Source organism: Vibrio sp. 14N.309.X.WAT.E.F5 (assembly GCF_030397615.1).
Classification (GTDB): Bacteria; Pseudomonadota; Gammaproteobacteria; order Enterobacterales; family Vibrionaceae; genus Vibrio; species Vibrio lentus.
Genome location: NZ_JAPNXR010000009.1, coordinates 183,566 through 196,491, shown reverse-complemented (window position 1 = coordinate 196,491; position 12,926 = coordinate 183,566). Strand labels below are relative to the sequence as shown.

Sequence of the window (12,926 nt, the reverse complement as noted above, 5' to 3'; positions counted from 1 at the left end):
ACCGATGACCTCAACCTTGGCAAGGTTGCGCTCTACCAACTGAGCTAGTATCGCAATCTGAAAACGTCTTTCGCCGTTCAGGGCTGCGAATTATAAGAGCATTTTTTTGTGATGCAAGTCCTTAATGCAAAAATCAGCAAGTTTTTACTCAACTGCTGAAAAAGCACACAAAATTGCAAAAAAAATGCCCTGTATGTACCTGAAAAGTTAGATAAACGTGATCATTCAATCAGATTAGATGCTAATGATTGTTTTTCGGTAGTACTGAAGCTCTGCAATCGACTCTCGAATATCGTCTAGTGCAAGGTGGCTTCCTGATTTAGAAAAACCATCGAGTACTTCAGGTTTCCAACGACGCGCAAGCTCTTTCAAAGTGCTTACGTCGACATAGCGGTAGTGGAAGTACTCTTCCAACTCTGGCATGTGCTTGTATAGGAAACGGCGATCTTGGCCAATGCTGTTACCACAAATAGGCGATTTACCTTTCGGTACCCACTTTTCAAGAAACTCAATTGTTTCTTTGATTGCGTCTTGCTCTGAAACGGTGCTTTCTTGAATTCTCTTTACTAAACCGCTGCCAGTATGAGTCGTCGTACACCACTCATCCATCTTATCCAGTTCACTCTGAGGTTGGTGAATGGCCAAAACAGGCCCTTCAGCCAGAATGTTGAGCTCACTATCTGTAACGATAGAAGCAATTTCAATAATTTTATGAGTTTCAGGATCTAGTCCTGTCATCTCTAGATCAACCCAAATAAGGTTCTGATCGCTAAAGGACATAAGGCGTCGCCTATTTGTTTATGTATAAAAGAGGTACTATACCCAAATAACTATACTCAAACTAGCTTTAGGGCCATCGAAATCAGTGGCACCAATAACATCCCGTTTGAGTCCTCAATCATCAAGTTAGATGTGTTAAGTGAAAAATTGTGGCTAAAAAAAAGAAGTTAACCAAAGGTCAGGTACGTCGCGTACGTAGCAACCAGAACAAGCGACTCAAGAAAGAAGATTCTATCCAGTGGGATGAGAACATGCTTGGCGGAACAAAAAGCGGACTCGTGATTACGCGCTTTGGTCAACATGCTGATATCGAAGATCTTGAAACCAACGAAGTTCACCGTTGTAACTTACGTCGTAGTATCGAAACGTTAGTTTCCGGAGACAAAGTAACTTGGCGCGCAGGGCTTGAGTCAATGGCTGGCATCTCTGGTGTTGTCGAAGCCGTTGAGCCTAGAACGTCAATGCTAACTCGTCCTGACTACTATGACGGCCTAAAACCGGTTGCCGCAAACGTAGACCAAATGGTTATCGTTTCAGCTGTACTACCAGAGCTATCACTTAATATCATCGACCGCTACTTGATCGCCTCTGAAACGGTGAATATTGCTCCTTTAGTTGTACTCAATAAAGTCGACTTACTGACAGAGCAACAAATTAGCGAATACCGCGAAACACTGAAGATATACGAGAAAATCGGCTATAAAGTCATGTTCGTGAGTAAAGAGTCGGGGTACGGCATCAAAGAGTTGGAAGCTGAACTGAAAGATCGTATCAACATTTTCGTTGGTCAATCTGGCGTAGGTAAATCCAGCGTAGTGAATGCACTGATGCCAACATTGGACATTGAAGAAGGCGCAGTTTCTGAAAACTCAGGACTGGGTCAACACACCACCACAGCAGCGCGTTTGTATCACTTCCCTTCTGGTGGTGATCTTATCGATTCCCCGGGGGTACGTGAATTCGGCCTATGGCATTTAGAACCCGATGAAGTCACTGATGCTTTCATTGAATTCAAACCATACCTAGGTGGCTGTAAGTTCCGCGATTGTAAACACAATGACGACCCAGGATGCCTGCTACGTGAAGCCGTTGAAGACGGAAAAATTAGCCGCTTACGCTTTGCTAGCTACCACCGCATTATTGAAACAATGGCTGACAACAAAGATAACCGTCAGTACTCACGAAGCAAGAAAGCCGATCTCTAATCGCGTTTTTGTGAACAAATGTGTGCATTTACTGACAATTGGCGCGAATTTAAGTAACATCTCGCGCCCTAAACCGTCATCGACAGATTTAATTGAAAAACAATTAGCATTGGAAAATTAATACAATGGATAAGATTAAAGTTGGATTGCAGTACTGGATCCCACAGCATGGGCTAACTCGCCTAGTCGGTAAACTGGCATCTGCTAAAGCGGGTGGCTTAACGACAGCGATCATCAACTGGTTCATCAAGCAATACAAAGTAAACATGGATGAAGCTCTGCATAGCGATCCAAAACACTTTAAAACATTCAATGAATTCTTCGTACGTGAATTGAAAGAAGGCATGCGCCCTATCGCAGAAGGTGACTCTGTTATTGTTCACCCTGCTGATGCTCGCGTAAGCCAATTTGGCCCAATTACTGATGGTCAACTGATTCAAGCTAAAAACCACAACTACTCCGCACGTGAGTTGCTTGGTGGTGATGCAGACCTAGCCGATGAGTTTAAAGACGGCGAATTCGCAACGCTTTACTTGTCGCCAAGTGATTATCACCGCGTGCACATGCCATGCGATGGCACACTGCGTCAGATGATCTACGTTCCGGGTGATCTTTTCTCAGTAAACCCGTTAACGGCAGAGAACGTTCCAAACCTATTCGCACGTAACGAGCGTGTGGTTTGTATCTTCGATACTGAATTTGGCCCAATGGCACAAGTGCTGGTTGGCGCAACTATCGTAGGTAGCATCGAGCAAGTATGGGCTGGCACCATCACGCCACCTCGCGGTAACTCAGTTTACAAGTGGGATTACCCGGCACAAGGTGATAAATCTATTATCTTGAAAAAAGGCGAAGAGATGGGTCGCTTCAAGCTTGGTTCAACGGTTATCAACCTGTTTGCTAAAGATGCAATCAAGTTTGACGAAACTATGCAGAATGGTGAGAAAACCGTTCTAGGCACCCCTTTCGCGCACATTGCGGGTAAAGAAGTTGAGACTGAAGCTGTTGATTCAGCAGAGAACACTGACCAAGCTTAACGGTTTGAGTTCGCTCATTTAGTTTTAAAGGCGCGTTATTTTTCTATATTTAGAGAAGAGCGCGCCTTTTCCTTATCTAGTTCCAGACACTTCCCTCCAAGATTTCAACAAGCCTAACTACCGACAACCTTACTCCCAACGAGCAGGACGTCGAATTGCCCAGACAAAAGATTGACCAAAAACAAAACAACTGTCGAAACCTTAAACAACCTTTCGATTTTACAACCCGTCTCCAAGTACCAAAAATCCAGATAACTTACTCTATTTGAAGATATTTTATTCATAGGGTCTTTGTACATGCCTAAACTCAATATTGGCGTTCTGGTCAAGCTGTTGATTTGTTTTGCGATTCCCTTAGGCGTGCTATTCATGCCGATAGATTCCATCCCAATCGATGATCTCACGCTGATTCAACACCGCTTACTGGCCATATTCCTCTTAGCTGCACTGCTTTGGGTACTAGAGCCCGTTCCGGTATTCGCCACCTCAATTCTTATTATTGCACTTGAACTGGTGATGATCTCCGACAAAGGCCTGCACTTATTTAGAAATCCACCAGCAGGACACGATCTCGGTGAGTTAATCAAATATACCGACATCTTCGGTGCATTTTCGTCACCAATCATCATCCTTTTTATGGGTGGGTTCGCTCTTGCGATATCGGCATCCAAATACGAACTCGATAACAACTTAGCACGAGTATTGCTCAAACCGTTTGGCACGGAACCGCGCTTCATCATGCTCGGTTTAATGCTGATCACCGCCGTGTTCTCAATGTTCATGTCAAATACCGCAACAACGGTAATGATGCTTGCATTGCTAGGTCCTATCGTAGCCTCTGCGCCAAAAGGCGACATGGGGGTTAAAGCGCTCGTGTTGTGTATTCCAATCGCCGCCAATACCGGTGGTATCGCGACACCCATAGGTACACCACCCAATGCGATCGCACTGCAATACCTAACTGGCGAGAACAGTATCGACTTCCTTAGCTGGATGATGATGGGCTTACCCTTTGTGATCATCCAACTGACCATCGCTTGGTTTCTCTTACAAAAACTCTTCCCTTCTAAAGAACGAAACATGGTCCTCAAGCTTGATGGTCAATTTAGAAAAAGTTGGCGAGCGATTGTGGTTTACATCACCTTCGCTGCAACAATCTTATTGTGGATGACTACCAAACTGCACGGCATGAACACTTATGTGGTCTCGATCATTCCGCTGGCAGTATTCACCCTGACCGGCATCATGGGCAAAGAAGAGCTCAAGCTGATTAACTGGGATGTGTTGTGGTTAGTCGCGGGTGGTATTGCGATTGGTATTGGCTTGGACAAAACAGGACTAGCTGCAGCATTAGCGCACGCGATTGATTATGAATCGCTCTCGCCTACTGCTGTGGTACTGACACTATCTATCGTGTGTTGGTTAATGGCGAACTTCATGTCGAACACCGCGACTGCCAACTTGTTGATGCCGATAGCAGCTGCAATTGGCGCATCCATGGAAAGTTTGGTCGCGATTGGCGGCTTACAAGGCTTGTTGGTTGTGGTCGCCTTCTCAGCATCACTCGGTATGATTCTTCCAGTATCAACACCACCCAACTCACTGGCTTACTCAACCGGACTTATCGAAAGCAAAGACATGGCGAAGATGGGCATCATCTTAGGTATTGTCGGCTTGTTAATGGTCTACCTCGCGTTGTTCATCATCACCTAATAGACGTTCAACGATCACTTTTATTCCGACTAAGGCGCTAAATGTAAATTTAGCGCCTATTAGCGCTATCTCACGCACAATGACCACAACAAGTGATTGAAATTTAACTCAATAAATAACTGTGACTTTACTTCACTGTTTTACAAAAATCAGAGTAAATATATTTAGAATTTATGATTTTAAACACATTCATTCTGCCTAAGACAACGGCAATATACCCCCATAAGAAACATATCACTTCAATATCAAGTACGTCACCGTAGTTAGGTTTTTGTCTAATAAGAGAGGAATGGACCTTGAGACATACTATTAAGTTTAAAATTCAGATCGCGATTGCGGTCATAATTGCCGTCGTAAGTGGCGCTCAAGCTTGGATATCGGTCAATCAGCTGACTCAAGAGACTGAAGTCGCGATCAACCAAGAAATGAAAAATGTCAGTGTTGGCACCACCAATTACATTGCCGATTGGCTCTCTATCCGCAGTGATATGATGCTTGCCAATGAATCGACCATTTCAAGCAACAGTAACTCTGACCGCGAGTTATTGATCACCAAACAAGCCGGGCAATTCTTGTCTGTTTATGCAGGATTCAGCGATGGCACGATCGCTTATGGCGACAAAGGTGAAGATTGGCCAGCAGGCTATGACCCTCGCACTCGCCCTTGGTATAAAGATGCCAACGCAACATCAGATCTCATCATTACCGAACCTTATCAAGATTTTGACGGCAGCATTGTCATCAGCTTTGCTAAAGCATTCAGTGGCGATAGACAAGGTGTTCTCGCGGCTGATTTAACCGTAACCAGCATTATTGATACCGTGCTCAATGTAAAACTGGATAACGATGGCTTTGCGTTTTTAGTCGATGGTAACAACAACATTGTGGCCTACAGCGATGAAGCGCTGAGTCAAAAACCACTGACCAGTTTGAATCCAGAGCTAACAACCAACAAGGTTTCACAACTGCTCCAAGACCAAATGATCACCACTCTAACTTGGCCTGGTCAAGGCGATAAGCTGGTCTATATTGCCAATGTCCCGAATACCGATTGGTCGCTAGGCATTGTTATCGATAAAGAGATGGCGTTTTCTGCAGTATCCGATGCCATTCAATTCATCACGCTGACCTCTTTGGTTTTGTACATCATCATTTCAATTGCGAGCACAATGGTGATCAACCGCCTGCTTTCTCCATTACAAACATTGTCTACAGCGCTGACTCAGCTCGCTCAAGGCAGAGGCGATCTCACTCAGCGCATTGATATCACACGTATGGATGAAATTGGTAAACTTGCCGAGCTTGTGAACCAGTTCTTAAGCCAGATGCAAAGCATGTTGAAGGGTGTGATAGAACACAGCCACGATCTCAACAATCATGCAGAAAAAGCCAATCAACTGGCGACCCAATCTTCGATTAGCGTTGAGAATCAACAAAACGATATCAACCAAATTGCGACCGCGATTCATGAGATGTCCGCCACCGCCGCTGAAGTGGCTAGCCATGCCGAATTAACCGCCTCCGCTTCTCAGGCATCCGCTACCGCTTGTAACGAAGGCCAAGAGGTAATCCAACAAAACCGCGATGCGATTACTGGCCTGGCGACTCAAGTTGAAGATGCCGCCAATGTAATTCGTGAATTAGAGAGCAATGCTCAAAGCATCAACCAGATCCTCTCCACCATTCAAGGCATTGCCGAACAGACCAACCTGTTGGCATTGAATGCAGCGATTGAAGCCGCTCGAGCGGGTGAACAAGGTCGCGGATTTGCTGTTGTCGCAGACGAGGTTCGAGTGCTAAGCCAAAGAACCCATGGCTCGACGGAAGAAATCCGCGTGATGATTGATACGCTGCAGAAGAATACCGAACATGCCGTTGAAAGCATGACCACTAGCACTCAACTGGCAGAGAACAGTGTAGGCTTCGCCGAACAAGCCCATGGCAGCCTCACTAAAATCACGCAAGCGATCACTGAAATCAACGATATGGCGCTGCAAATAGCCAGTGCTGCAGAAGAGCAACGCGCGGTGAGCGAAGATATCAGCCGCAATACGCAAGGAATCAAAGATGCCTCTGACGATTTGGCACAACAGGCGGAAAGCAGTCGCAATAGCTCAAATGAAATGAGCAGCGCTGCTGAGTCGATGCGCCAAGACGTGGAGCGCTTTAAGGTATAAAGCCTCGCTAGTCAGACAATCGAAACGGATAACCGGAACAAAACAGTAATTGAGGAGCAAGGCAGTAACTGAGCAGCAAAGCGGTGCTTTTATTAAGAATCACTTTGTTCTCAGTTCGGTTTGATGCATATTGATGAGCTAATTTATCCCAGACACAAGGATGTTATTCAGATGGGATTCGAATGGTTGGCTCTAGCTGCCGCTTTTCTTTGGGCGATTGCGAGCCTAATGTCAGTAAAGCCGGCTCAACACTTAGGTTCTTTCGCCTATAGCCGCTGGCGAATGGGTTGTACCGCGATCATCTTATCAAGCATGGCTTGGTTTACCGGTGGTTGGTCAAGTGTGGAAGCCGATCTGGTGACGCCTATGATGCTGTCAGGCCTGATTGGTATCTTCATTGGTGATACTGCCCTATTTGCTTGTTTGAATCGCATGGGGCCACGACAAGCTGGCTTACTGTTCTCTTGCCATGCCGTGTTCTCGGCGATTCTTGGTTACTTCCTATTTAGCGAAAGCATGACTTCGGTAGAGCTGATTGGCTCGGCTTTGGTGTTTAGCGGCGTGTTAACCGCGATATTCTTTGGTCGTCGTGGACAAGCGAACAACCAACTCGAAACCATTAAGGGAACAGTGTGGATTGGCGTTGCGTTAGGAATCACAGCGGCGATTTGCCAAGCATTGGGCGGTATTATTGCCAAACCCGTGATGCAAACCAACATTGACCCAGTAGCCGCCTCTGCCATTCGAATGATCACCGCCTTTGTGGCTCACTCACTGTTTCGCTTAACGGGCGCCAAGCTTTCACGCGCACTTAATCCAATAAATAAGCAGATATTCGCAATTACTGCTGTTAATGGTTTTCTAGCGATGGCGGTGGGAATGACGCTGATCTTGTATGCGCTGCAGGAAGGCAATGTCGGCATGGTCGCGCTGTTATCTTCAACCACACCAATCATGTTGTTACCAATACTCTGGCTTTACACCAAGCAGAGACCAAATGCCTACGCTTGGATAGGTGCCATTGTTGCTGTAGTGGGTACCGGTATTCTAGTCAGCTAGTGAAGCGGATAGTTAATGACGATTAATTATCCGCTAAAAACAAAAGCAAAAAACTAAGAACGCGGGAAAGGAAAAGCCGTCACGTCATCGATGTGATCGTACCCCAACGCCAGCATGATTAACCTATCGATACCTAAAGCCACACCCGCACAGTCCGGCAAGCCCGCTTTTAACGCCTCAATCAAATGATGATCAATCGGTTGAGGTGATAATCCCATCTCAATACGCTTGGCATTATCATCTTCAAAACGCTGCAGTTGTTCTTGTGGTTTATCTAACTCATGAAAGCCGTTAGCTAGCTCGATACCTTTGAAATACACCTCAAAGCGATCGGCAACTCGTGAATCGTTTGGGTTGATCTTAGCTAACGCCGCTTGTGAAGCAGGGAAGTCATACACAAAGGCAGGAACGTCTTGGCCTATTTTCGCTTCAACACCAATACTAAACAGCAGTTGCAATAAGGTATCGCGGTCTTGTTCCGGGTCAGCTATGTCGCTGAGCCCTAGTTTCGCGGCAGCTTGCTTTAGCGTATCCATCGAATCTTCCAGTGGACACACACCTAACACATCAATAAAGGCTTGTTGGTAAGTCATTCGCTCCGCGACACCTGCTTTAAGTACCTGCTGTAACAGCAGATCCATTTCATCCATCAAATCATGATGATCAAAGCCAACTCGATACCACTCCAACATAGTGAACTCAGGGTTGTGGTAACGACCGTTTTCTTCATTACGAAAAGACTTACAAATTTGGTAAATACAGCCACTGCCCGCCGCTAACAGCCGTTTCATATGAAACTCAGGGCTCGTCATAAAGAACAGTGGCTGGCCGTGCGCATAACCCGGTCCTACGAATTCAGTTTTGAACGTATGCAAATGCACATCCGTCACCGTAGCATGACTCATGGCTGGTGTATCCACTTCCAACACGTTTCGCTCTGTAAAGAACTGGCGAATTTGATTAAGGATATCAGCACGTTGCTTTAACTGCTTAATGGTTGCGGCGGGTTGCCATGTGGAGTGCATTATCAAGTTCCATATCACTGAATTCTAGGCGACGAAAATTACCACCTTTCGTCTCTTTTGTAAGCATCTATCTGTCTATTGATGAAAGCAAAATGTTGTTTTAATGAAGCCAGAAAATTACGTTCTACAATACAATTATCAATACAGCTTCCACATCAACATTGATAACGAAAATCATACTCAACAAGCCGTTAACACCAGTCCTGTGGGTTAATCGTTATCAACAATTGATTGCCGTGATTGCAGTCACATAACCTATAAATTCTATGCCTCCATATGCATTACTGGAGCAAAAACCTAAATACATCAATTTTTGAAACGCCCTCCTCTCTTACACTGAACCTACCACTTAAGGCTTAGGGGTGATGATCGGTTGATGCCGTTTACTGCTCTCTAACTTTTTATAATAACAAGCGGAATACTCCGCATCACACTGGAGAATAACTGTGAAGACAATTACCACAGATATCGCAGTCATCGGCGCAGGCGGCGCTGGTCTTCGTACAGCTATCGCTGCGGCTGAAGCTAATCCTGAACTGGAAGTAGCACTGATTTCTAAAGTTTACCCAATGCGTTCGCACACGGTAGCTGCAGAAGGCGGTTCAGCAGCAGTAATTAAAGACGAAGATAGCCTAGATAACCACTTCAACGATACTGTTGGCGGTGGCGACTGGCTATGTGAACAGGATGTTGTTGAATACTTTGTTGAAAACTCGACTCGCGAAATGATCCAAATGGAACAATGGGGCTGCCCATGGAGTCGTAAAGAAAACGGTGAAGTAAACGTACGCCGATTCGGCGGTATGAAGGTAGAAAGAACGTGGTTCGCAGCGGATAAAACCGGCTTCCACATGCTTCATACTCTGTTCCAGACTTCGATGAAGTACGACACAATCAAACGATTTGATGAGTACTTTGTGGTGGATTTGATCGTTGAAGATGGCGAAGTACAAGGCCTTATCGCGATTCATATGTCTGAAGGTGAGCTTGTTACGATTAAAGCGAAATCTGTTGTTCTAGCAACCGGTGGCGCAGGTCGTGTTTACCACTGTAATACTAACGGCGGCATCGTAACTGGCGACGGTATGGCAATGGCTTATCGCCACGGTGTACCACTGCGTGATATGGAGTTCGTTCAATACCACCCAACAGGCCTACCGGGCACTGGCATCTTGATGACCGAAGGTTGTCGTGGTGAAGGCGGTATCATCGTCAACAAGAACGGCTACCGTTACCTGCAAGATTACGGCATGGGCCCTGAAACTCCAGTGGGCGAGCCGAAAAACAAATACATGGAACTGGGTCCTCGTGACAAAGTTTCTCAAGCATTCTGGCACGAGCAGCAGAAAGGCAACACCATCAAGCACCCGCTTGGTGATGTAGTACACCTTGACCTTCGCCACCTTGGTGAAGAGTACCTGCAAGAGCGTCTTCCGTTTATCTGTGAGCTTGCAAAAGCGTACGTAAACGTTGACCCAGCAAAAGAGCCAATCCCAATTCGTCCTACCGTTCACTACACCATGGGTGGTATCGAAACTAACGGTACGTGTGAAACTCGCATTAAAGGCCTATTCGCCGTTGGTGAATGTGCTTCAGTTGGCCTACACGGTGCAAACCGCCTAGGTTCTAACTCTCTGGCTGAGTTCGTTGTATTTGGCCGCGTAGCCGGTGAACAAGCCGTGAAACGTGCAGCTGAATTCAAAGGCTGGAATGAAGACGCTATCGCTAAGCAAATTAAAGCGGTTGAAGATCGCATCGCAGGCATCTTAGCTCAAGAAGGCGATGAGAACTGGGCTGACATCCGTACTGAAATGGGTCACACCATGGAAGCGGGTTGTGGTATCTACCGTCAAGAAGACTTGATGCAAGAAACCATCAACAAAATCACAGAACTGAAAGCTCGCTACAAGAAGATAAGTATTAAAGACAAAGGCAAAGTGTTCAACACTGACCTACTTTACGCTATCGAAGTGGGCTACGGCCTTGAAGTTGCAGAAGCAATGGTTCACTCAGCGATCCTTCGTAAAGAGTCTCGCGGTGCACACCAACGTCTAGACGACAACTGCACAGAACGTGATGACGTGAACTTCCTGAAGCACTCTCTCTCTTTCTACAACGAAGATGCAGCACCAACCATCGACTACAGCGGCGTTAAGATTACTAAATCTCAACCTAAAGCTCGTCTGTACGGTGAAGCTGCAGAGAAAGCCGCTGCCGCTGAAAAAGCAGCAGAAGAGAATGCTAAGAAGAGCGAAGAGGAGCAAGCATAATGTCAGCGAATCGAATCCAAAAAATTGAAATCCTGCGTTATGACCCTGAGCACGATGCAGAACCTCACTTTCAAACCTTTGAAGTGCCATTTGATGAAACCATGTCGGTACTTGATGCGATCGGTTACATCAAAGATAACCTAGATAAAGACCTGTCTTACCGTTGGTCTTGTCGTATGGCGATTTGTGGTTCTTGCGGCATCATGGTTGATGGCGTGCCAAAACTGGCGTGTAAGAGCTTCTTACGTGATTACCCGAATGGCTTCAAGATTGAGCCTTTGGCTAATTTCCCAATCGAGAAAGATTTGATTGTCGACATGACGCCGTTCATCGAGCGCCTTGAAGCAATCAAGCCATACATCATTGGTAACGACCGTAAACCTGAAGATGGCACTAACATCCAAACTCCAGAGCAAATGGCGAAGTACAAACAGTTCGCTGGTTGCATCAACTGTGGTTTGTGTTACGCAGCGTGTCCTCAGTTTGGTCTAAACCCTGAGTTCATTGGCCCTGCGGCACTTGCTCTTGCTCACCGCTACAACCTAGATAGCCGTGACAATGGTAAAGCTGAACGTATGAAGCTTATCAATGGCGACAACGGCGCTTGGGGCTGTACGTTTGTAGGTTACTGTTCTGACGTATGTCCGAAGAAAGTAGACCCAGCAGCGGCAGTAAACCAAGGCAAAGTTGAGTCTTCAATGGACTTCGTTATTTCGATGTTCAAGCCTGATGGATCGCAAGTAAAAACAGCAGAGGAGGCATAATATGAGCAATCGTAAGCCTTATGTTCGTGAGATGAAGAGAACGTGGTGGAGCAACCATCCGTTCTACCGCTTCTACATGCTACGTGAAGCGACTGTACTGCCTTTGATTCTATTCACTCTGTTCCTAACCTTCGGTTTGGGTTCGCTAGTGAAAGGCCCTGAAGCATGGGAAGGTTGGTTGAGCTTTATGGCTAACCCTATCGTTGTTGGTATCAACATCGTGGCACTGCTTGGCAGCTTACTGCACGCACAGACCTTCTTCAGCATGATGCCTCAAGTAATGCCAATCCGCCTTAAAGGCAAATTGGTAGATAAAAGAATCATCGTACTGACCCAATGGGCAGCGGTGGCATTTATTTCTTTAATCGTTCTGATGGTGGTGTAAGGAGCTTCGTTATGAACACAAATTACAATGTTAACCACAATCCGAAACGCTCTGATGAACCAATCTGGTGGGGCCTATTCGGCGCTGGTGGTACTTGGTTCGCGATGATCACACCAATCACGATCCTAGTGCTGGGTATCTTAGTGCCAATGGGCATTATTGATGCGGATGCAATGAGCTACGAACGTGTCTCTGAGTTTGCCACCAGCATTATCGGTGCGCTATTCATCATCGGTACGCTAGCACTGCCAATGTGGCACGCAATGCACCGTCTTCACCACGGCATGCACGACCTTAAGTTCCACGTCGGCGTTGCAGGTAAAGTGGGTTGCTACTTCGTTGCAGGCCTAATCAGCGCGCTATCTGTTATCTTCATTTTTATGATTTAAGAGCAGATACGAGATTCGGGTAAACGAGTATCGAAGAGCTTAAGAGCAGATGCGGGATTCGAGTAATCGAGATGCGAAAAGCTTAAGAGCGAAAAGACTAAAAGCAGAACAGGATTATCTTG

General features: G+C 46.0%; 11 protein-coding genes. 9 read left to right on the top strand and 2 right to left on the bottom strand.

Annotated elements, in window-relative coordinates; all coding sequences use genetic code 11:
• Positions 1-234: 234 nt before the first annotated feature.
• On the bottom strand, positions 235-780 hold the full coding sequence (gene orn / locus OW495_RS12530; protein ID WP_102362085.1) for an oligoribonuclease: 546 nt from the start codon (positions 778-780) through the stop codon (positions 235-237).
• 149 nt (positions 781-929) lie between these two features.
• Between orn and rsgA the strand changes: the two genes are divergently transcribed.
• From rsgA to OW495_RS12505, 5 genes are all read left to right on the top strand, one after another.
• Positions 930-1,985, top strand: a complete 1,056-nt coding sequence (gene rsgA, locus OW495_RS12525; protein ID WP_017107428.1) for a small ribosomal subunit biogenesis GTPase RsgA — start codon at positions 930-932, stop codon at positions 1,983-1,985.
• Positions 1,986-2,110: 125 nt separating this feature from the next.
• On the top strand, positions 2,111-3,022 hold the full coding sequence (gene asd / locus OW495_RS12520) for an archaetidylserine decarboxylase (RefSeq protein ID WP_065106135.1): 912 nt from the start codon (positions 2,111-2,113) through the stop codon (positions 3,020-3,022).
• A gap of 297 nt (positions 3,023-3,319) precedes the next feature.
• Positions 3,320-4,735 carry an SLC13 family permease gene (locus OW495_RS12515; protein ID WP_102514006.1) on the top strand — a complete coding sequence of 472 codons (1,416 nt, stop codon included), beginning with the start codon at positions 3,320-3,322 and terminating at the stop codon, positions 4,733-4,735.
• A gap of 296 nt (positions 4,736-5,031) precedes the next feature.
• Complete coding sequence (locus OW495_RS12510) at positions 5,032-6,912, top strand: methyl-accepting chemotaxis protein (RefSeq protein WP_102294737.1); 1,881 nt, start codon at positions 5,032-5,034, stop codon at positions 6,910-6,912.
• Positions 6,913-7,083: 171 nt separating this feature from the next.
• The gene (locus tag OW495_RS12505) at positions 7,084-7,971 is read left to right on the top strand and encodes a DMT family transporter (RefSeq protein WP_102514005.1); all 888 of its coding nucleotides are present in this window, start codon (positions 7,084-7,086) and stop codon (positions 7,969-7,971) included.
• Between the two features lie 53 nt (positions 7,972-8,024).
• Here the strand turns inward: OW495_RS12505 and epmA are convergent, their stop codons facing one another.
• A complete protein-coding gene (epmA, locus tag OW495_RS12500; RefSeq protein WP_102340173.1) occupies positions 8,025-8,996 on the bottom strand; it encodes an elongation factor P--(R)-beta-lysine ligase in 972 nt (323 codons plus the stop codon).
• Positions 8,997-9,442: 446 nt separating this feature from the next.
• Here epmA and frdA point away from each other — a divergent pair, with 446 nt between their 5' ends.
• The 4 genes from frdA to frdD are packed head-to-tail and all read left to right on the top strand — an operon-like array spanning position 9,443 to position 12,804.
• Complete coding sequence (gene frdA / locus OW495_RS12495) at positions 9,443-11,266, top strand: fumarate reductase (quinol) flavoprotein subunit (protein WP_017108666.1); 1,824 nt, start codon at positions 9,443-9,445, stop codon at positions 11,264-11,266.
• On the top strand, positions 11,266-12,030 hold the full coding sequence (locus OW495_RS12490) for a succinate dehydrogenase/fumarate reductase iron-sulfur subunit (RefSeq protein WP_009847917.1): 765 nt from the start codon (positions 11,266-11,268) through the stop codon (positions 12,028-12,030). The genes frdA and OW495_RS12490 overlap by 1 nt, the downstream gene beginning before the upstream one ends.
• 1 nt (position 12,031) lies before the next feature.
• Positions 12,032-12,415 (top strand): fumarate reductase subunit FrdC, encoded by a 384-nt coding sequence (gene frdC / locus OW495_RS12485; protein WP_017097244.1) that lies wholly within the window; start codon positions 12,032-12,034, stop codon positions 12,413-12,415.
• Positions 12,416-12,426: 11 nt separating this feature from the next.
• Positions 12,427-12,804: a fumarate reductase subunit FrdD gene (gene frdD / locus OW495_RS12480; protein WP_009847918.1), complete on the top strand. Its 378-nt coding sequence runs from the start codon at positions 12,427-12,429 to the stop codon at positions 12,802-12,804.
• Positions 12,805-12,926 lie beyond the last annotated feature (122 nt).